The 25,800-nt window shown below is 67.7% G+C and carries 22 protein-coding genes and 1 riboswitch; of the genes, 11 read left to right on the plus strand and 11 right to left on the minus strand.

The window, feature by feature from the left end:
* Positions 1-24: 24 nt before the first annotated feature.
* Genes hppD through D5S08_RS06345 form a run of 7 tightly spaced genes read left to right on the plus strand, consistent with a single transcriptional unit; the run spans position 25 to position 5,691 of the window.
* The gene (hppD, locus tag D5S08_RS06315) at positions 25-1,077 is read left to right on the plus strand and encodes a 4-hydroxyphenylpyruvate dioxygenase (RefSeq protein ID WP_121116663.1); all 1,053 of its coding nucleotides are present in this window, start codon (positions 25-27) and stop codon (positions 1,075-1,077) included.
* Complete coding sequence (gene hmgA / locus D5S08_RS06320; RefSeq protein WP_121116665.1) at positions 1,070-2,392, plus strand: homogentisate 1,2-dioxygenase; 1,323 nt, start codon at positions 1,070-1,072, stop codon at positions 2,390-2,392. Before hppD ends, hmgA begins: the two co-directional genes overlap by 8 nt.
* Positions 2,389-3,690 (plus strand): fumarylacetoacetase, encoded by a 1,302-nt coding sequence (gene fahA / locus D5S08_RS06325; protein WP_121116667.1) that lies wholly within the window; start codon positions 2,389-2,391, stop codon positions 3,688-3,690. Before hmgA ends, fahA begins: the two co-directional genes overlap by 4 nt.
* Positions 3,687-4,331, plus strand: coding sequence for a maleylacetoacetate isomerase (gene maiA / locus D5S08_RS06330; protein ID WP_175578886.1), 645 nt, complete (start codon positions 3,687-3,689; stop codon positions 4,329-4,331). The genes fahA and maiA overlap by 4 nt, the downstream gene beginning before the upstream one ends.
* On the plus strand, positions 4,328-4,684 hold the full coding sequence (locus tag D5S08_RS06335; RefSeq protein ID WP_121116669.1) for a Rieske (2Fe-2S) protein: 357 nt from the start codon (positions 4,328-4,330) through the stop codon (positions 4,682-4,684). The genes maiA and D5S08_RS06335 overlap by 4 nt, the downstream gene beginning before the upstream one ends.
* Before the next feature lie 28 nt (positions 4,685-4,712).
* Positions 4,713-5,372, plus strand: a complete 660-nt coding sequence (locus tag D5S08_RS06340) for an SDR family oxidoreductase (protein ID WP_338322944.1) — start codon at positions 4,713-4,715, stop codon at positions 5,370-5,372.
* Positions 5,365-5,691, plus strand: coding sequence for a 4a-hydroxytetrahydrobiopterin dehydratase (locus D5S08_RS06345; protein WP_121116673.1), 327 nt, complete (start codon positions 5,365-5,367; stop codon positions 5,689-5,691). Before D5S08_RS06340 ends, D5S08_RS06345 begins: the two co-directional genes overlap by 8 nt.
* Before the next feature lie 27 nt (positions 5,692-5,718).
* Here D5S08_RS06345 and D5S08_RS06350 read toward each other — a convergent pair whose 3' ends face one another.
* The 9 genes from D5S08_RS06350 to D5S08_RS06390 form a co-directional block, all read right to left on the minus strand.
* Positions 5,719-6,075, minus strand: a complete 357-nt coding sequence (locus tag D5S08_RS06350) for a hypothetical protein (protein ID WP_121116675.1) — start codon at positions 6,073-6,075, stop codon at positions 5,719-5,721.
* An 81-nt stretch (positions 6,076-6,156) separates the two neighbouring features.
* A complete protein-coding gene (locus D5S08_RS06355; protein WP_121116677.1) occupies positions 6,157-6,618 on the minus strand; it encodes an acetyltransferase in 462 nt (153 codons plus the stop codon).
* A 105-nt stretch (positions 6,619-6,723) separates the two neighbouring features.
* A complete protein-coding gene (gene metE, locus D5S08_RS06360) occupies positions 6,724-9,060 on the minus strand; it encodes a 5-methyltetrahydropteroyltriglutamate--homocysteine S-methyltransferase (protein ID WP_121116679.1) in 2,337 nt (778 codons plus the stop codon).
* A 146-nt stretch (positions 9,061-9,206) separates the two neighbouring features.
* Positions 9,207-9,429: riboswitch (cobalamin riboswitch) on the minus strand.
* Between the two features lie 55 nt (positions 9,430-9,484).
* On the minus strand, positions 9,485-10,819 hold the full coding sequence (locus tag D5S08_RS06365) for a dicarboxylate/amino acid:cation symporter (protein ID WP_121116681.1): 1,335 nt from the start codon (positions 10,817-10,819) through the stop codon (positions 9,485-9,487).
* Between the two features lie 11 nt (positions 10,820-10,830).
* The gene (locus D5S08_RS06370; protein ID WP_241557255.1) at positions 10,831-13,677 is read right to left on the minus strand and encodes a M16 family metallopeptidase; all 2,847 of its coding nucleotides are present in this window, start codon (positions 13,675-13,677) and stop codon (positions 10,831-10,833) included.
* Between the two features lie 53 nt (positions 13,678-13,730).
* Positions 13,731-16,532: a bifunctional diguanylate cyclase/phosphodiesterase gene (locus D5S08_RS06375; protein ID WP_121116683.1), complete on the minus strand. Its 2,802-nt coding sequence runs from the start codon at positions 16,530-16,532 to the stop codon at positions 13,731-13,733.
* 152 nt (positions 16,533-16,684) lie between these two features.
* The gene (purC, locus tag D5S08_RS06380) at positions 16,685-17,485 is read right to left on the minus strand and encodes a phosphoribosylaminoimidazolesuccinocarboxamide synthase (RefSeq protein WP_121116685.1); all 801 of its coding nucleotides are present in this window, start codon (positions 17,483-17,485) and stop codon (positions 16,685-16,687) included.
* A gap of 81 nt (positions 17,486-17,566) precedes the next feature.
* Positions 17,567-19,138 (minus strand): cryptochrome/photolyase family protein, encoded by a 1,572-nt coding sequence (locus D5S08_RS06385; RefSeq protein ID WP_121116687.1) that lies wholly within the window; start codon positions 19,136-19,138, stop codon positions 17,567-17,569.
* A 40-nt stretch (positions 19,139-19,178) separates the two neighbouring features.
* Complete coding sequence (locus D5S08_RS06390; RefSeq protein ID WP_121116689.1) at positions 19,179-19,772, minus strand: FMN-dependent NADH-azoreductase; 594 nt, start codon at positions 19,770-19,772, stop codon at positions 19,179-19,181.
* Positions 19,773-19,813: 41 nt separating this feature from the next.
* Between D5S08_RS06390 and D5S08_RS06395 the strand changes: the two genes are divergently transcribed.
* A complete protein-coding gene (locus D5S08_RS06395) occupies positions 19,814-20,248 on the plus strand; it encodes a winged helix-turn-helix transcriptional regulator (RefSeq protein ID WP_121116691.1) in 435 nt (144 codons plus the stop codon).
* A gap of 360 nt (positions 20,249-20,608) precedes the next feature.
* Here the strand turns inward: D5S08_RS06395 and D5S08_RS06400 are convergent, their stop codons facing one another.
* Positions 20,609-21,043, minus strand: a complete 435-nt coding sequence (locus tag D5S08_RS06400) for an organic hydroperoxide resistance protein (protein WP_121116693.1) — start codon at positions 21,041-21,043, stop codon at positions 20,609-20,611.
* A gap of 242 nt (positions 21,044-21,285) precedes the next feature.
* On the opposite strand from D5S08_RS06400, the gene D5S08_RS16365 reads away from it, so the two are divergent.
* Positions 21,286-22,032 (plus strand): hypothetical protein, encoded by a 747-nt coding sequence (locus D5S08_RS16365; RefSeq protein WP_126665500.1) that lies wholly within the window; start codon positions 21,286-21,288, stop codon positions 22,030-22,032.
* Positions 22,029-22,592, plus strand: a complete 564-nt coding sequence (locus D5S08_RS06410) for a hypothetical protein (protein WP_121116697.1) — start codon at positions 22,029-22,031, stop codon at positions 22,590-22,592. The genes D5S08_RS16365 and D5S08_RS06410 overlap by 4 nt, the downstream gene beginning before the upstream one ends.
* Positions 22,593-22,602: 10 nt before the next feature.
* On the opposite strand, the gene D5S08_RS06415 is transcribed toward D5S08_RS06410, so the two are convergent.
* Positions 22,603-24,768 (minus strand): primosomal protein N', encoded by a 2,166-nt coding sequence (locus tag D5S08_RS06415; RefSeq protein WP_121116699.1) that lies wholly within the window; start codon positions 24,766-24,768, stop codon positions 22,603-22,605.
* Between the two features lie 201 nt (positions 24,769-24,969).
* Here D5S08_RS06415 and D5S08_RS06420 point away from each other — a divergent pair, with 201 nt between their 5' ends.
* Positions 24,970-25,797, plus strand: coding sequence for an outer membrane protein (locus D5S08_RS06420; RefSeq protein WP_121116701.1), 828 nt, complete (start codon positions 24,970-24,972; stop codon positions 25,795-25,797).
* The last annotated feature ends 3 nt before the right edge of the window (positions 25,798-25,800 follow it).

Consider the following 25,800-nt stretch of genomic DNA (forward strand, 5'->3'; position numbering starts at 1 on the left):
GATAATAATCGAGAGGATGCCGACATGACTGACACACCGGGCCATTCGCCGGAAAACCCCCTGGGCCTGAACGGCTTCGAATTCGTCGAGTTCACCTCGCCCGATCCCGACGCGATGGCGGCCCAGTTCGAGCAATTGGGTTTCGTGGCGACGCATCGGCACCCGCGCAAGCAGATCACCCGTTACAAGCAGGGGCGCATCAACCTGATGCTCAACCGGGACGAGGACGGGCGCGCCGCCGCGTTCCGCGCCGCGCACGGGCCATCCGCCAGCGCGATGGCCTTCCGCGTGGCCGATCCAACGCAGGCGCTGGCCTGGGCGCTGGAACATGGTGCGCAGCCGACGGACGAGGATGACACTGTCATTGAAGGGATCGGCGGCTCCGCGCTGTATTTCGTGCGCGACGGGGAAGACCTCTACGCCGATTGGTCGGAGATCGAGGGCTGGCAGCAGGCGGAGGCGGAGAACAATGTCGGCCTGGATCTGCTCGATCACCTGACCCACAATGTCCGGCGCGGGCAGATGCAGGTTTGGAGTGCGTTCTACCGGGAGCTGTTCGGCTTCGAGGAACAGAAGTATTTCGACATCAAGGGGCAGGCGACCGGCCTGTTCAGCCAGGCGATGATCGCGCCCGACCGCGCGATCCGCATCCCGCTGAACGAAAGCCAGGACGACCGTAGCCAGATCGAGGAGTTCATCCGGGAGTATAATGGCGAGGGCATCCAGCATCTGGCCCTGACGACCGAGGACATCTTCACCACGGTGGAACAGCTGCGCGCGCGCAGCGTGAAGCTGCAGGACACGATCGAGACCTATTACGAGCTGGTCGACAAGCGCGTGCCCGGACACGGCGAGGATCTGGAGCGGCTGCGGCGCAACCGCATCCTGATCGACGGCAATGTGGGCGAGGAAGGCATCCTGCTGCAGATCTTCACCGAAACGATGTTCGGGCCGATCTTCTTCGAGATCATCCAGCGCAAGGGCAATGAAGGCTTCGGCAATGGCAACTTCCAGGCCTTGTTCGAATCCATCGAGCTGGACCAGATCCGCCGCGGCGTGATCGCGGTCGATGCCTGATCCGGCCACGGGCAAGGTGCTGGCCGGGTTCGGCAATCACCACGCGACGGAGGCGGTCGCCGGCGCGCTGCCGCAGGGTCGCAACTCGCCGCAGAAGGTGGCGTTCGGCCTGTATGCCGAGCAGTTCTCCGGCACGGCCTTCACCGCGCCGCGGGCGGAGAATCGGCGCAGCTGGCTGTACCGGATGCGGCCGACCGCCTCGCACGGGCCGTTCACGCCGTACCGGAAGGACACGCTGATCCGCTCCGGCCCGTTCACGGAAGTGCCGCCTTCGCCCAACCGGTTGCGCTGGAACCCGCTGCCCCTGCCATCCGCACCGGTTGATTTCATCGACGGGCTGATGACCTGTGCCGGCAATGGTGACGTGGCGACCGGCGTGGGGTGCGCCATCCATTTGTATGCGGCGAGCGCCTCCATGGTGAACCGCGCCTTCGTGTCGGCCGATGGCGAGCTGCTGATCGTGCCGCAGGAAGGGCGGCTGCGGGTGGTGACGGAGCAGGGCGTGCTCCAGCTGGAGCCGCTGCAGATCGCGCTGGTGCCGCGCGGGCTGCGGTTCCGGGTCGAGCTGGTGGATGGGCCGGCGCGCGGCTATGTGTGCGAGAATTATGGCGCGCTGTTCCGCCTGCCCGAACTGGGCCCCATCGGCGCCAACGGCCTGGCCAGCGCGCGCGATTTCGAGGCGCCTGCCGCCGCGTTCGAGGATGCGGAGCGCCCTTGCGAGATCGTGCAGAAGTTCCACGGCCGGCTGTGGACCACCACGCTGGATCACAGCCCGTTCGACGTGGTCGCCTGGCACGGCAATCTGGCGCCGTACCGTTATGATCTCAGGCGGTTCAACACGATCGGGACGGTCAGCTTCGACCATCCCGACCCGTCGATCTTCACCGCGCTGACCGCGCCCAGCGACACGCCGGGCACCGCCAATATCGACTTCGTGATCTTCCCGCCGCGCTGGATGGTGGCGGAGGATACGTTCCGGCCGCCGTGGTTCCATCGCAATGTCATGAGCGAATTCATGGGGCTGATCGAAGGCGAGTACGATGCCAAGGCCGGCGGCTTCGCTCCGGGTGGCGCCTCCCTGCACAACAGCATGTCCGGCCATGGCCCCGACCGGGAAAGTCATGAGCGCGCCGTCGCCGCGCAACTGGCGCCGCAGCGGGTCGAGCGGACGATGGCCTTCATGTTCGAAAGCCGGCACGTCCTGGCGCCCACGCGCTGGGCGATGGAAACGGACCTGCTGCAGGATGATTACGATACGTGCTGGCAGGGCTTCCGCAAGGCGCAGCTGCCCGCGACAGGCGAGGAGATGGCATGAACTGGTGGCAGACGGACGAGACGCATGATCCGGCGCTGACCAGCTGGGTGGCGGGGGCGGACGGGCATGCCGACTTCCCAATCCAGAACCTGCCTTTCGGCGTCTTTTCGCCGGCTGCCGGCGCACCGCGCATCGGCGTGGCGATCGGCCCGATGATCCTGGATCTGGCCGACTGCGCAGAAGCCGGCCTGCTGCCGCCCGCCACGGCCGACCTGTGCACCGCCGCCACGCTGAACCGGCTGATGGCTGCTCCGGCGGATGCGCGTGTCGAGCTGCGCCGGCGATTGTCGCACCTGCTGTCGCATCCGGCCGAGCGTTCCTCGGTCGAGGATAGGCTGTACCCGGCGGAGGAGTGCCGGTTGCATCTGCCCGCCACGATCGGGGACTACACCGATTTCTATGTCGGCATCCATCACGCCAACAATGTCGGGCGGCAGTTCCGGCCCGACAATCCGCTGCTGCCCAATTACCGCTATGTGCCGATCGGCTATCATGGGCGGGCCTCGTCGGTCCGTCCTTCGGGCGAGCCGCTCGTCCGCCCCAGCGGGCAGCGCAAGCCGCCGGAGGCGACGGAGCCGGTGTTCGGCGCGACGGCGCGGCTGGATTACGAGCTGGAGCTGGGCGTGTGGATCGGGGAGGGCAATCCGCTCGGCTCCCCCATCCCGATCGACCGTGCGGGCGGGCATGTCGCGGGGCTGTGCCTGCTGAACGACTGGTCGGCGCGCGACCTGCAGGCCTGGGAATACCAGCCGCTGGGGCCGTTCCTGGCCAAGAACTTCCATTCCACGGTCTCGCCCTGGGTGATCACGCGGGAGGCGCTGGCGCCGTTCCGCATCGCCCAGCCGCCGCGCCCGGCCGACGATCCCGCGCCGCTGCCTTATCTGCTCGACCCCGACGACCAGGCCCATGGCGCGCTGGCCATCACGCTGGAAGTGCTGCTGACCAGCGCGGCCATGCGCGACGCCGGCATGGAGCCGCTGCGGCTGAGCCGCGGGCCGGCCAGCAACATGTACTGGACCGTGAACCAGATCGTCACCCATCATGCCTCCAACGGCTGCAACCTCAATCCCGGCGACCTGCTGGGCACGGGCACCATCTCCGCCGCCACGCGCGACGGGTTCGGCAGCCTGATGGAACTGAGCGCAGGCGGCACCGAGCCGATCGCCCTGCCGACCGGAGAGACGCGCACCTTCCTGGAGGATGGCGACGAGGTCACGCTGCGGGCCACCGCCGCGGCGGACGGTTGCGTGCCGATCGGCTTCGGCGAATGCCGCGCCCGGGTGCTGCCGGCCCGATGACCGAGCTGGTCCTCCATGGCTACTGGCGGTCGGGCGCGGCCTACCGCGTGCGGATCGCGCTGAACCTGAAGGGCATCGCCCATCGCCACGTCACGCATGATCTGCGGCTGGGCGAGCAGCGCGCGCCGGCTTACCGGGCGATCGCGCCGCATGGCCTGATCCCAGTGATCGAACATGAGGGCCGCACCATCATCGAAAGCGTGGCGATCCTGGAATGGCTGGAGGCGCGCTGGCCCGCGCTCCCGCTGCTGCCAGCCGACCCCGGTGATGCGGCGACCGTCCGCGGCATGGCGGCGCTGATCGCCTGCGACATCCACCCGCTGCACAATCTGCGCGTGCTCGACGCGCTGCGGACCGATCTTGCCGCCACGCCGGACCAGGTGAACGGCTGGGCCGGCCGGTGGATCTCCGGCGGGTTCGCCGCGCTGGAGGCGCTGGTGGCGCAGCATGGCGGCACCTACGCCTTCGGCGATCGGCCGGGGCTGGCGGACTGCTACCTTGTTCCGCAACTCTACAGCGCGCAGCGGTTCGGCGTCGACCTGACCCCGTTCCCGCGCCTGGTCGCAGCCGGGCAGGCCGCTGCGGCGGTGCCGGAGATTGCGGCGGCGCATCCGTCGCGGCAAGCGGATGCGGATGGGTGAGTGTCGGTCCGGAAGCGGTCCCTGCCGGGGTTCGGCTGTGCGCGTCCGGCGATGTGGCGGAGGGCAGCGCGCGCAACTTCGTGTTGCAGTTGCGCGCGGGCCGGTTCCACGGATTTGTCGTGCGGCGGGACGGGGCAGTTCATGGCTACCACGATCGCTGCCCGCATATGGGCCTGCCGCTGGCGCAGCAGCTCGACCACTACCTGGTGCCGGATGGCGGGCTGATCCTGTGCAGCTGGCACGGCGCGCTGTTCCGCATCGAGGATGGCACCTGCGTCGGCGGGCCGTGCGCCGGGCAGCGGCTGACGCCGTGGCCGGTGGCGATGGCAGGCGGATGGATTGTCACCGCCTGAAAGGAAGGGAGCGCAAGATTTGCGGATCGTGATCACAGGAGCCAGCGGGGCGCTGGGCAGGGCGGTGGTGCAGGCCTTTGCCGACCAGGGCGACCAGGTGGCGGCCATTGTCCGTCGACCCGTGGCGGACCTGCCCGATGGCGCCCACCAGATTGCCGCCGGTGATCTTGCCAACCCGGCCAGTGCGCGATCTGCGCTGGGCGATGCCGCTGCCGCCCTGGGTGGCGGGATCGATGCGCTGGTCCATCTGGTCGGCGGCTTTGAATGGAGCACCGTCGAGCAGAGCAGCCCCGAGACATGGCGCAGGCTGTTCAGCGACAATGTCGAGACGACGCTCGGCGCCGTTCAGGCCGGGCTGCCGTGGATCGGCGATGGCGGCACCATCCTGTGCGTCGGCGCGGCCTCGGCCGAGCCCGCAGGCGCCGGCATGGCGCCCTATGCAGCCGCAAAGTCCGGGGTCGCGCGCATCGTGGAGGCGCTTGCGAGCGAGCTGAAACCGAGGGGAATCCGCGTGAATGCCATCCTGCCCAGCATCATCGATACGCCGCGCAACCGGGCCGACATGCCCGATGCGGACCCGGCAGGCTGGACCACGCCCGCGGCGATCGCGGACGTGGCCCTGTTCCTGGCCAGCGCGCAGGCGCGGGCGATCAGCGGCGTCCTGATCCCGGTGACGCATAATGGCTGACGCCCCGACCATTGCCGCCCTGACGCCGGAGCAACGGGCGGGCGCGCTCGCCACCTTGCCGGGCTGGACCTACGATCCGGCCCGGCGCGCCTTCCACCGCGCGCTCAAGCTGGCGGATTTCGCCGAGGCGATGGGCCTGATGATGCGGATCGCGGTCGTGGCCGAAAAGGCGGATCACCATCCCGAATGGTTCAACGTCTACAACCGGCTGGAGATCTGGCTGACGACGCATGATGCCGGAGATGTGAGCCAGCGCGATATCGCCCTGGCCCAGGCGATCAACCGCTTCATCCCGGGCCGAGCCACCGCTGCCGACTAGCGTTCAGCCGACCCGGCGAAAGTTGCATCAACTGCCTGACAGGGCGCGCTTGGCGTCGAATACGGCGTCGGCCGCCTGGCCCTGCACTCGCGTCACATCCTCGTCGAACTGGGCGACGATCGCCGGCGCTGTCAGGCCATCCATCCCCTCCCGCACCAGCCGTTGATATTCCTGCCGGTCGTCAGCCTTGGCGAACATGCGCGCGCGGTGTTCGGAAATGGCGGCTTCCAGCTTGATGCGGTCGCTCGGGCCGACATCGCCGCGCGCCTCCTTCAGGCTTTCCTCGAATGCAGCCTGGCTGCTGCCGTCGATCACGGTGGGACCGCCGGCATCTCCGCACCCGGCAACAAACAGGCAGGCAACAATCGCCAGGGGAAGGCGCATAGATAATCCTCTGCAAACGGGTCCGGCGCATCGGCCAGCCATACTGCTTCAGATCGCTTGGCTGCCCGTCAGGTTCCGGATTTACGCCTGCACAGGTGCGATCGCTTGCCCGCCGAACGCCAGATGGATCAGCGGATAGGGCCGGCCTTGCCCATCCAGGGGTGACCGGCCGACACGACGAAAGCCCATCCGTTCGTAGAAGCCCACCGCCTGGGCGTTCTGCTCGTTCACATCGGTCGTCATCTGCCCGTGCAGGGACAGGCCGTGCTGCACCAGAGCGGTGCCGATGCCGAGGCCATGATGGGCCGGATCGACGAACAGCGCCTCCATGTGTCCGCCGTCCAGCAGCATGAACGCTATCGGGGAATCATCCCGATCGGTCGCGACCCACAAGGGCGCGGTCGGCAGGAAGCCGCGCACCAGTTCGTCAAGGGCGGCGCGATCGTCCGGGGACAGGAAGGCGTGAGTCGCATCGACCGCATTCCTCCAGATGGAGACGATCCGTTCGCCCTCCTCGGGCCTGTTCCGCCTGATCGCGATCATGCTCTACCAGATGCCACAACCGGCCGATCTCCGCCATCAGGCTGCCGTGTGCGAAGCTGGGAACAAACGTCCGGGAACAGCGGAGCCATCCCCGGACGTGCGCCATCAGGCGAGTGCCGACCGCGCCGCCTTGGCTGCTTCCACCATGTTGACCAGTGCGGGCTTCACGTCCTCCCACTTGCGGGTCTTCAGGCCGCAATCAGGATTCACCCACAGCTGGTCCGGCGACAGAAGCTCGCCGGCCTTGACCAGCAGGTCCGCCATTTCCGGCACGGAGGGAACGCGCGGGCTGTGAATGTCGTACACGCCCGGGCCGATCTCGTTCGGGTACTTGTAGTCGACAAAGGCATCCAGCAGCTCCATCCGGGAGCGCGAGGTCTCGATCGAGATGACGTCGGCATCCATCGCGCCGATCGAACCGATGATCTCGTTGAATTCTGAATAGCACATATGCGTGTGGATCTGCGTCTCGTCAGCGACGCCGGAGGCGGAGATGCGGAAGCTTTCGACCGCCCAGTCGAGATAATGCTGCCAGTCCGCCTGCCGCAGCGGCAGACCTTCGCGCAGCGCCGCCTCGTCGATCTGGATGATCCTGGCGCCGGCCTGTTCGAGATCGATCACCTCGTCACGAATGGCGAGCGCGATCTGGCGGCAGGTCTCTTCCCGCGGCTGATCGTCACGGACGAAGGACCAGTTCAGGATCGTGACCGGGCCGGTCAGCATCCCCTTCATCGGCCGGTCCGTCAGGCCCTGCGCATAGTGCCACCACTGCACGGTCATCGGCCGGGGGCGGGACACGTCGCCATAGATGATCGGCGGGCGGACACAGCGGGAGCCGTAGCTCTGCACCCAGCCGGCGCGGCTGAAGGCAAAGCCGTCGAGCTGCTCGCCGAAATATTGCACCATGTCGTTACGCTCGAACTCGCCATGGACGAGCACGTCCAGCCCGATCTCCTCCTGCCAGCGAATGGCGCGGGCGGTCTCGATCTCCAGGAACTGCTGGTAGGCAGCACCGTCCAGTTCGCCCCTGTCGTGGGCGGCGCGGGCGTGGCGGACCTCCGGAGTCTGCGGGAAGGAGCCGATCGTGGTGGTCGGCAGCGGCGGAAGGTCGAGGATGGCCCTTTGCTGACGGATGCGCTCGCCAAAGGGTTGCCTGCGGCGCGACCAGTGGGCCGTGACCTGGGTCAGACGGGCCCGCACCGCCTTGTTGTTGGTCAGGGCCGACTGGCGACGCTGCGCGAGCGATCCCGCATTGGCGGCCAGTTCGGCGGTGACAGCGCCGCGTCCTTCGGCCAGGCCGAGGCGCAGGGTGTGCAGCTCGGCAAGTTTCTGGACGCCGAATGCGAGCCAGTCCTTCACCTGAGGATCGAGCTTCGTTTCCAGATCGAGGTCGATCGGTGCGTGCAGGAGCGAGCAGGACGGGGCGATCTGGACATGCCAACCCTGGCTGGCCACATTTTCGTAGCGGTCGAGGATCGCCGAAAGATCCGATTTCCAGACGTTGCGGCCATCGACCACGCCCAGCGACAGCACCAGATCGTCACGTGCCCCGGCAAGCACGGCGTCGATCTGTTCGGGTGCGCGAACGAGGTCGATATGGAGGCCGGCGACCGGCAGCGACAATGCCGTGTCCAGATTGTCGCCAAGCGCACCGAAATAGGTCGCCAGCATCAGCTTGATGCCGTCGACCTTCGCCAGTTCGGCATAGGCGGCGCGGTATGCGTCACGCGCGGCATCGGTGAGGTCCAGCACCAGCGCGGGCTCGTCGATCTGCACCCAGTCGGCGCCTGCCGCGGCAAGCCTCGTCAGCAGTTCGGCATAGACGGGCAGCAGGGCGGGCAGCAGCGACAGGGGATCGAGCGCCTGATCCTTGGACTTGGCGAGCAGCAGCCAGGTCACCGGACCCAGGATCACCGGGCGGGTGTGGTGGCCCAGGGCCCTGGCCTCGTTGAAGTGGTCGACGGGCTTCGACGTCGTGAGCGCGAAAGCCTGATCTGCGGTCACTTCAGGGACCATGTAGTGGTAGTTGGTGTCGAACCACTTGGTCATTTCCTGCGCCGGCACATCCGTCCCGGCGCCATGATCGTGGATGCAGCCGGACCGCTCGGCTTCGTCATGCACCGCCCCCGTCTGCCGCCCGCGCGCCATCGCGAAATACAGGTCGAGCGAGTCCGGCGCGCCGATCGCGCGATAGATTGCGGGGATGGCGCCGACCATGACGCTGGTGTCGAGCACCTGATCGTAGAACGAGAAGTCGTTGGACGGGATCACGTCCAGCCCGGCGGCCTTCTGGCGATCCCAGTTGCCGGCGCGCAGCGCCCGGGCCGCGTCGAGGAGCGCGGCCTCGTCGATCCTGCCGGCCCAGAAGGCTTCGGTGGCGGTCTTCAGCTCCCGACGGGGGCCGATGCGGGGAAAGCCGAGATTTGCGGTCGTGACGGTCATCGAAATGGACTCCTGGTCTGCCGGGCAGGGGGCCGGAGCGGAGCGCGCAAGCGGGCACGAACGGGGGGCGGCCCGCCGGACACCGGCGAACGCGCGACGCCGTCGGGCATCTGGCGCGATCCACCGGAGGAACCCCCGTCCGAGGAACGTTATCGCGTCGAAAGGCAGGTCTCCTGGCTTGCGGGTCAACGCGTCGGTCCCGGCCTTCCCGGCACCCTTTGCGAGGCGCCAGTGACACGAAATGGGACCGCCGCTCGCCACTTACAGTTGCGGGGGCAGCGCCGGACTCGCTCCTTGCGGGAACTCACCGGCTTCCCGTCTTAGCCCCGCTGCCATGCCTGGAACGGGGAACCTCGACGCGGCCCAGATCGACGTAGTGGCGGCGTGAGTCAATAAGTATATAAGCAAAACCTTATATTAGTGCCTAGCCCTCCCGCGCTTCCTGCACATCCATCGTCGGCAGCTTCCCTCTGGTGGCCGCTTCGAAGCGCGCCTTGTCGAAGCCGCCTTCCCAGCGGCTGACCACCACCGTCGCCACCGCATTGCCGATGAAGTTCGTGAGACTGCGGCATTCGGACATGAAGCGGTCCACGCCCAGGATCAGCGCCATGCCGGCGATCGGCACGGAGGGCACGATGGAAAGCGTGGCGGCCAATGTGATGAAGCCCGCGCCGGTTACGCCCGCCGCGCCCTTGGACGACAGCATGGCCACCCCCAGCAGCAGCGCCTGCTCGCCCCAGGTGAGTTCGACCCCGGTGGCCTGCGCGATGAACAGGGCGGCGAGCGTCATGTAGATGTTGGTGCCGTCCAGGTTGAAGGAATAGCCGGTGGGCACGACCAGCCCGACCACCTGCTTGGGGCAGCCGGCACGCTCCATCTTCTCGATCAGGGAAGGCAGCGCGCTTTCCGATGACGAGGTGCCGAGCACCAGCAGCAGCTCGGCGCGCAGATACCTCACCAGCCGCCACAGCGAGAAGCCGGCGAGATGGGCCACCGTGCCCAGCACCACCCCCACGAACAGCAGCGAAGTCAGGTAGAAGGTGGCGACCAGCCCGGCCAGGCCGGCCAGCGCGCCGATGCCATAGGCGCCGATGGTGAAGGCCATCGCGCCGAACGCGCCGATCGGCGCGGCGCGCATCACCAGGGCGACCAGCTTGAACACCACGACGGAGAGATCCTCCAGCGCCGACAGCAGCCGGTCCCCGCGCGGGCCGATCAATGCCAGCGCAATGCCGAACAGCACGGCCAGCAGCAGCACCTGCAGGATGTTGCCGGAGGTGAACGCGCCCAGCGCGGTGTCCGGGATCACGCCCAGCAGGAATTCGGGCAGGGTGCTACCGTGATGCGCGGCTTCGGCATATTGCGCGACGCTGCCACCATCCAGCGTGGCCGGGTCCACCTGCAGCGCGTCGCCGGGTCGCACGATGTTGGCGACCAGCAGGCCGACGATCAGCGCCAGGGTGGAGAAGGTGAGGAAATAGGCGAACGCCTTGGCGGCGACACGGCCCACGGCGGCGAGGTCGCGCATGCCGGCGATGCCGGTGACGATGGTGAGGAAGATCACCGGGGCGATGACCATCTTCACCAGCTTGATGAACCCGTCGCCCAGCGGTTTCAGCGTCTGCGCGGTCTCCGGCACGAAATGGCCCAGCGCGGCGCCGGCGGCGATGGCGATCAGCACCTGGACATAGAGGTGCCGCCACCATGGCAGGCTGCGCGGGGGCGTGGCGTCGGGCTGCGGGTGCGTGATGTGGGCCATTGGCCCGAAAGCTACTCTGCCGGTTCGGGGTTGGAAAGCGGCGCCTGCGACCGGGGCAGGACGGTGACCTCCAGCGCCTGACCTGCGTCGAGCCAGCGGGCGGCGGTTGCCTGCAGCTCGGCCGGAGTGATGGCGGCGATCAGTTCGGGCGTGGCCTGGAAGCGGCCGATATCCTCCGGCCGGGACTGCGCCCGGGTGGCGAGGCCCAGCCAGCCGCCATTGCCCTTCAGCGCGTTGGCATAGGCCTGCAGCAGGGGCTGGCGCGCGCGCAGCAGCTCGTCCTCGTCGATCGGGGTGGTGGCAAGCCGCGTGACCGTGGCCAGCATCGCGGTGCGGGCGGCAGCGACCTGATCGGGCGCGATCCCGGCCGAGAGGGCGAACTCGCCATAATCGGGCCAGGTGCGCGACAGCGTGGCGCTGGCGCTGGGGGAATAGGTCTGGCCCAGCCGTTCCCGCAGGCTGTCGGTCAGCTCCAGTTGCGCCACGCGCTCCAGCAATTGCAGCCGCACATAGGTGGCCAGATCGTTGCCGTCGGTGGTGGGCCAAGACAGGCGGAGCAGCGCCTGGGTGGGCGGGCCGTCGTGATACAGTGTGCGGGGTGTCCGGTCGGCGGTGTAGCTGCGGGACCGGTTGTCGGCATGGGCGCGGAAATCCGCCTCGCGCGGGGGCAGGGCGCCCAGCGTGGCAGCGATGGCGGCAATGGCTGCGCTTTCGTCGAAGTCGCCGACCAGCGCCAGCTCCAGCGCGCCGCTCGCCAGCCGATCCCCCATGGCGGCGCTCAGGTCGGCGAAGGATGCCGCCTCCTGCTCGGCCCGGGGCTGGAGCGAGAAGCGCGGGTCGTTGTCCGACAGGATCGCGCCAAGCTGCGTGGCGAGCGCGCCCTGCGGAGTAGCGGCGGCGCGGGCGAAGAAATCCGCCACGGCGCGCCGGTGCTGCTGCTCCCCCTCCGGCCGGTAGCCCGGATCGGTCAGCGCGGCGGCGAGCAGCTGCAGCTGCAGCGCGAGATCGGCGGGCGTGGTGTTGGCGGAGAAGGTGAAGCGGTCCTCCCCGGTACTGAAGCCCAGCTGCACGTTGCGGCCGGCGAAGATCGATTGCAGCGCATCGGCCGAGTGCCGCCCGAGCCCGCCGGCGGGCAGCGAGTCCGCCAGCGCGGTGCCCAGCGGGCGGTCGGCGGTGTCGAGCAGCCGGCCGCCATCCAGGCCGAGACGCAGGCTGATGCGATTGGCGGCAAGGTCCGTGTGCTTCAGATTGACCCGCAGGCCATTGGCAAAGGTCAGGGTGCGGATGCCCATCGGGCCGGTGCTGTCGGCCACCACCGTGCCGGGCGTGCCCCAGTCGGCATAGGCCCATTCGTCCGCGGTGCCGTGCTGCGCGGTGGCGACCGGGGCGGCCATGCCGGTATCCCAAGCCTGCCGCAGGGCATCGGTACCGCCTTCAGGCGGTGTGCGGCCTTCCCAGCGGATCAGCGGATCGGTCAGCGGCACGGCATCTTCCGCCAGCGCGGCGTGGACGGCAGCGGCGGTGATGGTGGGGGCGAAAGCCTCGAACCGGGCAAGCGAGCTGGCGGGCGTGGTCGGCACGGTGCCATCGTCCAGCAGGGCGATGGCGGCGGCGACATGGCTGGCGTGGCTGCGGGTGGCGGCGCCGGCGGCGGCCTGTTCCTGCGCGGTGCGCAGCTGCGCCAGCTGTTCGGCCAGCTCCGCTTCGGTGAAGCCTTGCGCCAGTGCCCTCCGGTATTCCGCCTGCGCGGTGGCGATGCCCACTTGCCAGCCGCCCTCCACCACATCCACGATCAGCCGGGTGGACCGGGCCGCGCCGAACACCTCCCCCGTGCCGAAGCCGGCGGCCTTGAAGGGCGGGTCCGGCATGCGGGCGAGCCGCTGGAGCCGCCGGTTGACGATGGCATAGCCGATCGACTGCAGCAGCCGTGTCTGGCGGCGCTGCACGCTGTCGAGCCCTTCCACCCACGGACCGTGGCGGATGACGCTGACCCGTTCCGGCAGAGCCGGATCCCGGTAGATCTCCGTCAGGCCGGAAAGGGTCAGCGGCACGGGCCCGGCGGATGGGCCATCTGCGGGGGCGGCACCGGTCCAGTCGGCGAAGCGGGCGCGGATCGCCGCCTCGACCATAGCGGGATCGAAATCTCCCACCACGATCAGGGCGGCATTGTCCGGCCGGTAGAGCCGCCGCCACAGGCCGCGCAGCTGGTCCGCTCCGGCGGTGCGCAGCACATCGGCGCTGCCGATCGGCATGCGATGGGGAAAGCGGGCGCCGGGATAGAGGAAGGCGAACTCGTTCTCCGTCTCCCGATAGGCGTAGGTGTCGCGCGTACGCAGTTCGGCCAGCACCACGCCGCGTTCCCGGGCGACGGCCGCCGGGTCGAAGGTCAGCTCGCCCGCGGTTTCGCGCATCAGCATCAGGGCGGTTTCGAGCAAAGCCGGGTCTGCGCGGGGCAGGTCCAGCCGGTAGAGCGTCTGTTCAAACCCGGTGGAGGCGTTGGTGTCCGCCCCGAAGGCAAGCCCTTCGCGTTCCAGCAGGCGCACCATCTCCCCTTCGGGCACATGAGTGGAGCCGTTGAAGGCCATGTGTTCGATGAAGTGGGCCAGCCCGCGCTCGGCATCATGTTCCTCCAGCGAACCGCTGCCGATCCACAGCTGCACCGTGCCCTGTCCGGCGGGGGTCGCGTTCGCGCGGATCAGGTAGGTGAGGCCCGTGGGCAGCGTGCCGATGCGCCAGCCGGGATCGGTCGGCAGGTCGCTGGCGGCGATGGCGGAGACCTGCGCGGCGGCAGGCGCGGGCAGGAGGGGGAGGGTGGCGGCGAGGAGCGCGAGGGGCAGCGCGGGGGACAGGCGGATCACGCCCGTGCCATGCCCGCGCGCAGATGAACCGCCAATGGGCGGCGGCCTGCGCGTCAATGCACCACGCTGAGCCCTTCCTGCCGGGTGATCTCCGCATGGTCGAGCGGGACGGGGCGGCCGAAGAAATAGCCCTGCGCCTGGTCGCAGCCTTCCGCCCGCAGCAGGATCAGCTGGTCGGCGCTTTCCAGCCCTTCCGCCAGCACCGGCACATCCAGGCTGCGGCCCAGCGCCAGCACCGCGCGGATGATCGCCCGCGCCCGTTCGCTGCCGGAAGAATCCATCAGGAAGGAGCGGTCGATCTTGATCTTGTCGAAGGGGAAGGAGTTCAGCGTGTCGAGCGAGGAATAGCTGGTGCCGAAATCGTCGATGGCGATGGTGACGCCCAGCGCCTTGATCCCGCGCAGCACGTGCAGCGCCCGTAGCTTGTCGCCGATGACGGCGCTTTCCGTCACCTCCAGCTCCAGCCGATGCGCGGCCAGCCCGCTTTCCAGCAGCGCCTGCGCCACCAATGCGGGCAGGTCGACATGCATCAGCTGCACCGGCGACAGGTTGATCGCCACCCGCCAGGGCCGCGGCCATTCGGCGGCCTGGCGGCAGGCGGTGCGCAGCACCCATTCGCCGATCGGCAGGATGGCGCCGCATTCCTCCGCGACCGGGATGAAGTCGGCGGGCGAGACCCAGCCGAGCACCGGGTGGTGCCAGCGCAGCAGCGCCTCGTAACCGGTGATCGTGTGATCGGTCAGCGAACGCTGCACCTGATAGACCAGCCGCAATTCCTCCCGCTCCGCCGCTTCGCGCAGCTCGCTGGCCATGAAGCGGCGCGCGCGGGCGGACTGGTCCATGCCGGTCTGGTAGAAGCAGGTCGTCTGGCCCAGCGTGCCCTTGGCCCGGTACATCGCCAGATCCGCATTGTTGACCAGCTCTTCGCGGCTGGTGCCGTCCGCCGGATAGACCGCGACGCCGATGCTGCCGCCGGGGATGATCCGCTGTTCGCCAAGGATGATCGGCGTTTCCAGCGCCTGCTCCAGCCGGCGGACGAATTCCGCCAGATCATCGGTTTCGGTGAACGGCTTGCAGGCGGAGAATTCATCCCCGCCGATGCGGCCGATCGTTTCGCCATCCTGCAGCAGGCCGCGAAATGCCTGGCCCAGCTGCCGCAGCACCAGATCGCCGGCCGCGTGGCCGTGATGGTCGTTGATCTCCTTGAACCGGTCCAGATCGATCCCGATCACCGCCAGCTGCCCGCCCTGCACCCCGGATCGCGCCAGCGCATCGTCCAGCGACTGTGCGAAGCCGGGGCGGTTGGGCAATCCGGTCAGTGCGTCATGCAGGGCCATGTGCTCGATCCGGGCGGCTGCGCGGCGGCTTTCGGTGATGTCCTCCAGGGTGGTGACAAAGCCGCCGGCGGGCAGCGGGCGATGCCGCATGCACAGCGTGCGATCGTCCGGCGAATTGAACACCAGCATGCCGCCATCCGGATCGCGATAGCACTGGCGGTGCCGGTGAAGCGCCATCTCGATCGTCTCGGCCGTGACGGCGACACCGTCCCGCCGTTCGGCATGCAGCCGGATCACGTCCGCCAGCGTCATGCCCGGCTGCATTTCCTCCGCCGCGAAACCGCTGAGCGTGGCGGCCTGCGTGTTCGCCAGCAGCAGCCGCTCCTCCGCGTCGAACAGGCACAGGCCCTGATGCATGTTGGTGAGCGCGGTATCCAGATTGGCGGTCAGCACCGCCATGCGTTCCTGGCTGACGCGATATTGCGTCATGTCGCGCGTGACCTTGGCATAGCCGGTCAGCATGCCGGCATCGTCGCGCATGGCCATGACCACGACATGCGCCCAGAAGCGGCTGCCATCCTTGCGGCAGCGCCAGCCTTCGGTCTTGAAGGTGCCGTTCTCGGCAGCGGCGGCCAGTGTGGCGGCGATCGCGTCGGGTGAATCCTCGGGCGGGTAGAAGGCGGCCAGCGGCAGGCCGATCGCCTCATCCTCCGTGTAGCCCTTCAGGCTGCGGGCGCCCCGGTTCCAGGAACAGACCGTGCCGTCAGGCGCCAGCATGTAGATCGCCAGCCCCTGCACCGATTGCACCAGCAGCGCGAACTCCCGCTCGCGCGAGGCGATGGTGAAGCGCGCGCGCGAGGCGAACAGCGACGCCATGCCCAGCAGCGCCAGCAGACCACTGGCGACCACCCCGATCAGCGTGCCCAGGTTCATGGGCGAAAGCACGGTGGAACTGCCCGCAAGATCACGCGCGGCATCCGGGACCACGGTAATGGACGCCATGCCGGTGAAGTGCAGCAGCAGGATGGCCAGCGCGACCAGCATCGCCGCGCCGAGGGCGCTGCGGGCCCCGCGCCAATCGAGTGCCAGGAGCAGTGCAGGAATCAACGGTGCGATCGCCAGCAGGACGGAGGCGGTGACGCCCGCCCGATCGAACAGGAAGCGTCCGGGAAACGTCACCGCAGCCATGCCGGCATAGTGCATCGCCGAAATGCCGCAGCCCAGCACGATGCCGCCAGCCACGGCACCGCGCCACCCGCCCAGACGCAGTGCCAGCCAGAAGGCCAGGCCGGCAGCAGCGGTGACGATGGCGAGGGAAATGGCGGTCAGCAGGACTTCGTACCCGGCCGCGACGCCCGGATCGTAGCCAAGCATGGCAATGAAGTGGGTTGCCCAGACGCCCACGCCGGTCGCGGTGGCCGCGAGTGCGGTCCAGCGCAGACGGTTCCGGTTACGGGCGCGCTGCGCCGATCGGACCAGGGTGATCGTTGCCCAGCAGGTGGCGCTGCACAGGACCAGGGCCAGCGCCAGCAGACGCCAGTCATGCTGGTCCCGGATGCAGTAGAACAGTGTGAGCATGCAATCCCCCAGGCCCGTACTCGGGCGGAGGCTGACCTACACCGGATTTGTGTGCAAGTGCTTAAGCAGAGATCAGGACAGAACCGATACGAATGGGGCGCCGACGAGGTCTTGCGCCGCCTTCCGATTTCATGCTGCCTGCCTTGATCAGTCTACTTCTTGGGCTTGGGCGTGCTGCGCAGCTTGGAGCGATGGGCCGACATGTCGAACACCTCGCCCGGGCCATCCTCACCCTGCAGCAGGCCGAGGCGGCGGGCGACCTCCTGATAGGCCTCCTCCTCCCCGCCCAGGTCGCGGCGGAAGCGATCCTTGTCCAGCTTTTCCCCGCTGGTCATGTCCCACAGGCGGCAATTGTCCGGGCTAATCTCGTCCGCCAGGATCACGCGCGAATAATCCTGATCCCAGATGCGGCCGAATTCCAGCTTGAAGTCGACCAGGCGGATGTCGATCGCGGCGAACATGCCGCACAGGAAATCGTTCACGCGGATCGCCATGGAGGAGATGTCCTGCATCTCCTCATGCGTGGCCCAGCCGAAGCAGGCGATGTGCTCTTCGGCAACCATCGGATCCTGCAGCTCGTCGGACTTCAGGTAATATTCAATCAGGGTGTGAGGCAGCGGCTCGCCTTCTTCGATCCCCAGCCGCTTGGACAGGGAGCCGGCGGCAACGTTGCGCACGACCACTTCCAGCGGAATGATCTCCACCTGGCGGACCAGCTGTTCGCGCATGTTCAGCCGGCGGATGAAATGCGTCGGGATGCCGATATGCGACAGGCGCAGGAAGACATGTTCGGAAATGCGGTTGTTGATCACGCCCTTGCCGTTGATCGTGCCCTTCTTCTGGGCGTTGAAGGCGGTGGCGTCATCCTTGAAGTACTGGATGATGGTGCCGGGTTCCGGACCTTCATACAGGATCTTGGCCTTGCCTTCGTAGATCTGGCGGCGGCGGGACATGGGCGTATTTCCTGCTGGCGCCCGGCGGGGCGACTTTGCGCCAGCCCTTAGGGCCAAAGGCGATTGTTGGCAATGTAAGCGCTAATCCGCACGCGCCCACCCCGGTGCGGCGGGAACGAGCGCGTCCAGCACGGCCTGCGCGCTGGCGAGGGTGTCCGCCCGGCGGCTCTCGCTCATCCGGTCCCACGTGCCGTAGACCCGGCCGATGCGGCGGTTGGGTTCCAGCTTTTCCCGATTGCGGACCATGAAGTCCCAATAGAGCGGATTGAACGGGCAGGCATCCGGCCCGGTCTTCTGGTCGACGTCATACCGGCAGGCACCGCAATAATCGGACATCTTGTTGATGTAATTGCCGCTGGCGGCATAGGGCTTGCTGGCCAGCGTGCCGCCATCGGCGAACAGCGACATCGCTGCCACATTGGGCAGCTCCACCCATTCGTAAGCGTCGGCATAGACGACCAGGAACCAGTCCTCCAGCTCCTGCGGAGAGATACCGGCGATCAGCGCGAAATTGCCGAGCACCATCAGGCGCTGGATATGATGGGCGTGGGCATTGTCGCGGGTGGAGCGGACGCAATCGGCCATGCAGCGCATGTCCGTCTCCCCCGTCCAGTAGAAATCGGGCAGCGGGCGGGTCACGCCGAACCAGTTGGCATCGCGCAAGCCGGGCATGTGCAGCCAGTACATGCCGCGCACGAATTCGCGCCAGCCCAGGATCTGGCGGATGAAGCCCTCCACCGCATTCAGCGGGGCGCGGCCGGCGCGGTATTCCGCCTCCGCCCGGCGGCACAGGTCCAGCGGATCGAGCAGGCCGAGATTGAGCGAGGTTGAGAGCAGGGAGTGGAACAGCGCGTCCTCCCCGTGCAGCATGACGTCCTGCCAGGTGCCGAAATGCGGCAGGCGCTGGGTCATGAAGGCTTGGGCCGCCTGCTCCGCCTCCAGGCTGGTGACGGGCCAGTGGAAGTGGGCGAGAGAGCCGAAATGGCCGGGGAACAGGCGTTCGACCATCGCGATGACCTCCGCCGTGATCGCGTCGGGGGCGAATTGCGGCACCGGCGGTGCGTCCAGCTGGCGGGGCGGGGGTGCGCGGTTGTCGCGGTCGTAGTTCCATTGCCCGCCGGCGGGCTCGGCGCCGTCCATCAGCAGGCCGGTCTCGATCCGCAACTGGCGGTAGAAGAACTCCATCCGCAGCTCCCGCCGGCCGGCGGACCAGCTGTAGAATTCGGGCAGGGAGCAGATGAAGCGGTCGTCCGGCAGGATGCGCATCGGCACCGGACTGTCCGCCTGAAGGGCGCGCAGGGCCTGCATCACGCGCAGCTCGCTGGCCTCCACCATCTGCACCGCGGCGGCAGAGTGGCGGGTGATGGCGCGCGCGATCTCCCCCGTGAAGCTGCCAGTGTTGGCGGGATCTTCCAGTTCCACATAGTCCACCTGCCAGCCGGCGGCCCGCATCTCGGCCGCGAAGTGGCGCATGGCGGACAGGATCAGGGCGATCTTGGCCTTGTGGTGGCGGACATTGGTGGTCTCCTCCGCCACCTCCATCAGCAGCAGCACGGTGTCCGCCGGAGTGCGGCCCGCCAGGCTGGAGAGGGTGGGGGTGAGCTGATCGCCCAGTATCGGGACCAGGACAGGCTGGAGGGTGGGGCCGGGCATCGCCAATCAATGCACCGGCCAGCCCCCTGTGCCCGCAGGCTTACAGCTTGGCGATCTCTTCCCGGGCGGCGGCGAGGCCGGCCTCGACCGCTTCGGGACCGTAGCCGGCCTTGTTCACGCGGACGAATTCGGGGTCGATCCCCAGGAAGTTGAACAGGGTCTTCAGGTAGGTTTCCTGATGCTCGCCCGGTCCCCCCTGCTCGTAGTCGCCACCCCGGCTGCTGGCGACGATCACGCGGCGCCCGCCGGCCAGGCCCTTGGGGCCGTTCTCGTCATAGGCGAAGGTGACGCGGGGTACGCCCAGCCGGTCGATCCAGGCCTTCAGCTGCGAAGGGATGGTGAAGTTGTACATCGGCGCGCCCACCAGCACGATGTCGCTGGCCAGGAACTCGTCCAGCACGGCGCGCTCCTTGGCGAAGGCGGCCTGCATCTCGGGCGTGCGGGCTTCTTCCGGCCGGCGGATGGCGCCGGTGGTGACGGGGTCGAGATGCGGCAGCGGATCGGTGCCGTAGTCATGCTCGATCACCGTGGCATCGGGATGCTGCGCGGTGAAGTGGTCGAGCAGCATCTGGGTCAGGCGGCCGCTGACGGAATCATCGCCGGTGGTGGCGCTGTCGATCCGGAGAATTTGCATGGGGGCGTCCCTGTGGTTACTGTTGGTGACTGGAGGCTGATATGGCGACCCAGACTATCATTGCGCAAGAAGGCACATTCTTGTCCGAAGGGCACACCGATGTACCTGCCCCGCTGCAGGTGCCCGACCATGGCGCCTGCACCGCGGTGAACGATGTGCTGGCGCGGGTGGGGGACAAGTGGACCATCCGCGTGATCATGGCGCTGGGCACCGGGCCGCTGCGCTTCAACGCGCTGAAGCGGGAGATCGACGCGATCAGCCAGCGGATGCTGACCCGCACGCTGCGGGTGCTGGAACGCGACGGACTGGTGCGCCGGCTGGTGGAGCCGAGCGTACCGCCGCGGGTGGAATATTCGCTGACCCCGCTGGGCCGTTCGCTGCAGGAGCCGGTGACGGTGATCGGCCAGTGGGCGATGGACAAGCGCGGCGAAGTGGCGCGGGCGCGGGCCGATTACGACGCCCGGGACGAGGGCTGAAGCTTACACCGAACGGGCGAAATGTGCGCGAGCGGAGCGCCGGGTTTTCGGCGGTTGGCTGCGGGTTTGCGGCGAATGGGTGTGTGAACTTCCGCCGGCGGGCTGTGCGGGGGTGGTGCAAGCCCTTGTTGCGGCGAAGTTTTTAGTGGGCTGAGTCATGCGTTGGTGATGGCATGGCGCGGGCGATGTAGGAAAGTGCAACGGCCATCCTCCCCGGTACGGGGAGGGGGACCGCCGCGCGCCAGCGCGGGGGTGGAGGGGCACTGGAGGTCTCTCCGGACCGCAAAGCCCAGAGAGGCGGCGGGTGCCCCTCCACCCCTCGCTACGCGAGCGGTCCCCCTCCCCCGGCGGGGGAGGATATCAAGCGACGGTCAGCGTCACTTCGATATTGCCGCGGGTGGCGTGGCTGTAGGGGCAGATCTCGTCTCCCGCCTGCATCAGCCGCTCGGCCTCCGCACGATCGACGCCGGGCAGGCTGGCGGAGAGGGCGACCTTGAGGCCGAAGCCCTTGTCCGGGCGCGGGCCGATGCCGACGGTGGCGGTGACCTTGGCGTCGGCCGGCACCTTGGGCAGGGTCTTGTCCAGCGTGGTGGCGAACTTCATCGCGCCCAGGAAACAGGCCGAATAGCCGGAGGCGAAGAGCTGTTCCGGATTGGTGCCTTCGCCGGTGCCGCCCATCTCCTTGGGCGGGCTCAGCTTCAGGTCGATCTTGTTGTCAGAGGTGGTGGCGCGCCCGTCGCGGCCGCCGGTGGCGGAGGCTTGGGCTTCGTAGACGGGGGTGATGGGGGTGGTCATTATGGCTCTCTCCAAGCTGTGCGACGTGAACTGAAGATACCCGGTTAACATCGTTCCGCAATCGTATCGAGATCCTGAGGCTCTCGTGCTCAATGGCGTTGAGAGTGCCAATTGAAGCAGGCATGCGCTATCCTCTCGAGGAACGATCGCCGGGCATTTTGCGCTTCTCGCTCGCCAATTGACGGTTATAGAACGACTGACCCGCAACGGTGCGGTGTTGGCGCGGGCGAAAGGAGACAGCCGTGAACCCGGTTGAGTATGTCTTTCGCATAGATGTGTTCAGGCCCGAGACGCTTCCGATGGCGCGCTTGGCTGAATACCTCGCCGCTCTTGCAAAGATGATCGGCCATCCCGAACACACCCATTTCGTGGGTGTAGAGCATGGCAGTGCCAAGCTCCGAACGGCTGTGGACGCCGTTGATGCACCGAAGGTGGCGACGCGCCTGAATGGAGTGCGTGTTGGAGACGCGCCGAAAGAGGCTCTTGCCGCCAAGCAGCAGCTCGAAGAACTCCTCGCAAACGACAATGCCGTTGGAACGTTGACCGAAGGTGACGGCATTCGTGTTGTGGTAAGCTTTATGGGTCGTAATCGGCCGAAGCCCCTTACCTTCCCACCGTTCCGCGAAGACGCAGCTATCGACGGGCAGCTCGTGTCGATCGGCGGGCGCGACAACACTGCTCATGCGACACTCCAAGACGGAAGCCTCTTCCATGTGGGATTGACGGTAAGAAGGGAGATGGCTCGCGACTTGGCGCGGTTGCTCTACGGACCAATGCTTCGTCTTCATGGTAATGGGCGATTTGAGCGACAGAGCGATGGCGTCTGGAAGATGAGCGACTTCCGAGTTGAGCGGTATGAAGTTCTTGATGAGCGTCCCATCCAGAGTGTTCTTGAGACGGTCAGAGCGGTTCAGGGCAATCGGCTGATGGACCCAGATGTCTATCGTGATGTAACTGCCTTCAGCCAGAGAGAGGGCGATCAACGGTGATCTTGGCGGTTGATAGCTCAGCGCTGGTATTGCTCATCAATCCGGCTTCAAACCCTCCAACCGACCCGGCAACGGATAAGCCGCTCGAGCACTCTCAGGAGCGCGTGGAAGGACTGCTTGCGAGCCTTACACCGACCGACACTTTGATCATATCCACGCCCGTCTTGGCGGAAGCTCTGGTGTGGGCAGATGAGGGTGCGCCAGCGTTGCTTGAAAGTCTTGCCGGAATGGCCCGTGTACGCGTTCGCCCATTCGGCGAGCGGGCTGCGATCGAGACAGCACTGATGACTCGTCAGGCCATAGATGCGGGCGATAAGCGTGGGGGTTCCAGTGCTCCTTGGCAGAAGGTCAAGGTCGATCGCCAAGTGATCGCTATAGCGCGGGTAGAAGGGGCGACCCACATCTACGCCGATGATCATAACCTGACAGCCTTCGCTCGGCAGTTGGGCATGGAGGCGCTTAGTACATGGGACTTGCCCGTGCCTGAGCGGGTTGAGGATCTGTTCTCGATTTCCGGCGTGCCGGAGCAGCCCGTAGAAGGCAATGACCCGCTCGACTGAGCGCCGGCCTTCAAACAAAACTATACGGATCAATATCCACGCTCACCCGCACGCCCTGCGGGTGGCGATGCTCCGCCAGCCATTCGCGGATCACCGCCTGCACCTGCGCCGTGCGCCTTGCATTGAGCAGCAGGCGGTAGCGGAAGCGGCCACGCAGCAAGGATAGCGGCGCCGGGGCGGGGCCGAGCACTTCCACGTCGGGCAGGTCGGGCCGCGTGGCGCCGAGGCGGTTGGCGGCTTCGCGGGCTTCGGCCTCGTCCTCGCTGCTGACGATGATCGCGGCCCAGCGGCCAAACGGAGGCGCGCCGGCGTCGCGGCGGGCTTCGGTCTCGGCGGCGTAGAAGGCGTCGCGGTCGCCGGCGGCCAGCGCGGCGATCACCGGCGCGTCGGGGTGGCGGGTCTGGATCAGCACCTCGCCCGGCTTGGTGCCGCGGCCCGCGCGGCCCGCCACCTGGGCGACCTGCTGGTAGGTCCGCTCCGCCGCGCGCAGGTCGCCGCCTTCCAGGCCGAGATCGGCATCGACCACGCCGACCAGCGTGAGGTCGGGGAAGTGGAACCCCTTGGTAATCAATTGCGTGCCGACGATCACGTCCACCGCGCCGGCCTCTGCCTGGGCGATGAAGGTGGCGGCCTTGTCCGGCGTGTTCAGCGTGTCGGAGGTGACGAGCGCGGTGCGGGCATCGGGGAACAGTTCGGCCACCTCGTCCGCGATGCGTTCCACGCCGGGGCCGCAGGCGACCATGCAGTCGGGCTCGCCACATTCGGGGCAGGTGGGCGGCGGCGGCGTCTCGTGCCCGCAATGGTGGCAGGCGAGGCGGCGGCTGAGGCGGTGCTCCACCAGCCAGGCGCTGCAATTGGGGCATTTGAAGCGATAGCCGCAATTGCGGCACAGCGTGAGCGGGGCATAGCCGCGGCGGTTGAGGAACAGCAGCGACTGCTCGCCGCGTTGCAAGCGTTCGGTGATGCCCTGCACGATCGGCTGGGCGAGCCAGCGGCCGGCGCCGGGCTTCTCCTCCGTCAGGTTGACGATGCGGATCGTGGGCATGGTCGCCCCGCCAAAGCGGCTGGGCAGGACGAGGCGCTGGTAGGTGCCGCTCTCCGCCATCTGCAGGCTTTCCAGCGCGGGCGTGGCGCTGGCGAGAATGACGGGGATGCTTTCGAACCGGGCGCGCATCACGGCGACGTCGCGCGCGTTGTAGCGGACGCCGTCATCCTGCTTGAAGGACACCTCGTGCGCCTCGTCCACCACGATCAGGCCCAGCTGCGCATAGGGCAGGAACAAAGCGGAGCGGGCGCCGACCACCACTTGTGCGCGCCCTTCGGAGATGGCGCGCCAGGCGCGGCGGCGCTCAGTGCTTTTCAGCGAGGAGTGCCACAGGACCGGCTGCGTGCCGAAGCGCTGGGCGAAGCGGGTGAGGAACGCCTCCGTCAGGGCGATCTCCGGCAGGAGGACGAGCACCTGGCGTTGTTCGCGCAAGGCGGCGGCGACGGCTTCAAAATAGGTCTCGGTCTTGCCGGAGCCGGTCACGCCATCGAGCAGGAAGGGGGCGAAGGCGCGTGCCTGGACGGCGGCGACCATGGTGTCGGCGGCCTCCCGTTGCAGGGCGCTGAGGTCGGGCTGGTGATGGTCGGGGTCGGCGGCGGGGTAGGGGCGGTCGATATCCACCTGCACCGGTTCCAGCGCGCCGGCATTGGCGAGGCCGCGCAGCACCGCCTCGCTGACGCCGCTGAGCGCGGCGAGTTCGCGCATGGTGGCCTGTTCGCCCTGCAGCGCGTCCAGCGCCAGCTTGCGCTGCGGGGTGAGGCGGGGCGGTTCCTGGCCGGAGAGGCGGTATTCGGTGGTGGTGGCCGGCCCGCGCAGGGCGCCGCCACTGGCCAACACCATGCGGGCGACCGCCGCCAGAGGGGCGCAGTAATAGTCCGCCGTCCATTCGATCAGGCGGCGCAGCTGCGGTTGCAGGGGCGGCACGGGCAGCTTGGCCAGCAGCGGGCGCAGCTTCGATTCCGGCACATCGGCGGCGGGCAGCCGCTCGGGTTCCCAGACGATTCCGATTATCTGGCGGGGGCCGAGCGGCGCGACCACCGCATCGCCCGGCTGCACCTGCATGCCTTCGGGCACACGATAGTCGAGCGGGCCGAGCGCGGCATTGAACTGGAGAAGGCGGATGCGGGTCATTCGCGGGGGTTCATGGAGGTGACAGGCAGGGCACGGCAAGGCCCGATGTGGCATCGAAGCGGGTCTGCACCAGTGTTGCCGCAATGCAACACGAGCTGGCCGGATTGGCATTTGTTGTACGAAAGCGGGGAGCTTTGGGCAGGGATGATGGTTCGGGGCAGGCAAGCTAACGAGCTGCCCAATCGCAAGAGGTTATTGAATATGAGAGCATTTCTGTCCGCCCTGACCGTCGGCACCGCGATGATCGCCGTTCCCGCAATGGCGCAGACCGCCACCACCGACTGGACCGGCCCCTATGTCGGCGTGCACGGCGGCTACACCTTCAACGAATCCGATCGCGGCGAGACGCTGGTGTTCGACACCAATGGCGACGGCGACCGTGACGCGGTCCGCACCACCACCGGTGCCAACGCGTTCAGCCCCGGCTTCTGCGACGGCCGCCCGAACAGCGGCGTTGCTGCCGACGGTTGCGAAGGTGACGAGGATTCCATCACCGGCGGCGTGAAGGTTGGTTACGACCGGCAGATGGGCCCCGTCGTGGTCGGCCTGGTGGCCGATTACACGCATGGCAAGCTGCGCAACTACGTGACCGGCTTCAGCACGACGCCGGCGTCCTACACCTTCACCCGCACCGTGCGGAACCAGGCCTCGCTGCGCGCCCGCGCCGGCGTGACCTCGGGCGATGGCCTGCTGTATGCCACGGGTGGTCTGGCCTGGGCCCGCGTGCAGAACCGCTTCACCACCAGCAATGGGGCCAACAGCTTCACCCCGAACAATGATGAAGAGGGTGCATGGGGCTACGTCCTGGGCGGCGGTTACGAGCACAAGCTGACGGACGCGATCTCGGTCGGTCTGGAGTACCAGTGGCGCAACCTGAAGGCGGATGACTTCCAGGTGGCCGTGGGTCGTGGCTCCGCTCCGGCGACCAATCCGTTCCTGATCGGCGGCGCCGGCGGCACGGACATGGAGCGCCTGAACGGCCGCTTCAAGACGCATGGCGTGAACGCCAACGTCAACTTCCGCTTCTGATGC

It is taken from the genome of Croceibacterium ferulae, assembly GCF_003660445.1.
Classification (GTDB): domain Bacteria; phylum Pseudomonadota; class Alphaproteobacteria; order Sphingomonadales; family Sphingomonadaceae; genus Croceibacterium; species Croceibacterium ferulae.

Coding starts and splice junctions, on each gene's coding strand:
- hppD (WP_121116663.1), top strand. CDS start 25: ATGACTGACACACCGGGCCATTCGCCGGAAAACCCCCTGGGCCTGAAC.
- hmgA (WP_121116665.1), top strand. CDS start 1,070: ATGCCTGATCCGGCCACGGGCAAGGTGCTGGCCGGGTTCGGCAATCAC.
- fahA (WP_121116667.1), top strand. CDS start 2,389: ATGAACTGGTGGCAGACGGACGAGACGCATGATCCGGCGCTGACCAGC.
- maiA (WP_175578886.1), top strand. CDS start 3,687: ATGACCGAGCTGGTCCTCCATGGCTACTGGCGGTCGGGCGCGGCCTAC.
- D5S08_RS06345 (WP_121116673.1), top strand. CDS start 5,365: ATGGCTGACGCCCCGACCATTGCCGCCCTGACGCCGGAGCAACGGGCG.
- D5S08_RS06350 (WP_121116675.1), bottom strand. CDS start 6,075: ATGCGCCTTCCCCTGGCGATTGTTGCCTGCCTGTTTGTTGCCGGGTGC.
- D5S08_RS06355 (WP_121116677.1), bottom strand. CDS start 6,618: ATGATCGCGATCAGGCGGAACAGGCCCGAGGAGGGCGAACGGATCGTC.
- metE (WP_121116679.1), bottom strand. CDS start 9,060: ATGACCGTCACGACCGCAAATCTCGGCTTTCCCCGCATCGGCCCCCGT.
- D5S08_RS06365 (WP_121116681.1), bottom strand. CDS start 10,819: ATGGCCCACATCACGCACCCGCAGCCCGACGCCACGCCCCCGCGCAGC.
- D5S08_RS06375 (WP_121116683.1), bottom strand. CDS start 16,532: ATGCTCACACTGTTCTACTGCATCCGGGACCAGCATGACTGGCGTCTG.
- purC (WP_121116685.1), bottom strand. CDS start 17,485: ATGTCCCGCCGCCGCCAGATCTACGAAGGCAAGGCCAAGATCCTGTAT.
- D5S08_RS06385 (WP_121116687.1), bottom strand. CDS start 19,138: ATGCCCGGCCCCACCCTCCAGCCTGTCCTGGTCCCGATACTGGGCGAT.
- D5S08_RS06390 (WP_121116689.1), bottom strand. CDS start 19,772: ATGCAAATTCTCCGGATCGACAGCGCCACCACCGGCGATGATTCCGTC.
- D5S08_RS06395 (WP_121116691.1), top strand. CDS start 19,814: ATGGCGACCCAGACTATCATTGCGCAAGAAGGCACATTCTTGTCCGAA.
- D5S08_RS06400 (WP_121116693.1), bottom strand. CDS start 21,043: ATGACCACCCCCATCACCCCCGTCTACGAAGCCCAAGCCTCCGCCACC.
- D5S08_RS06415 (WP_121116699.1), bottom strand. CDS start 24,768: ATGACCCGCATCCGCCTTCTCCAGTTCAATGCCGCGCTCGGCCCGCTC.
- D5S08_RS06420 (WP_121116701.1), top strand. CDS start 24,970: ATGAGAGCATTTCTGTCCGCCCTGACCGTCGGCACCGCGATGATCGCC.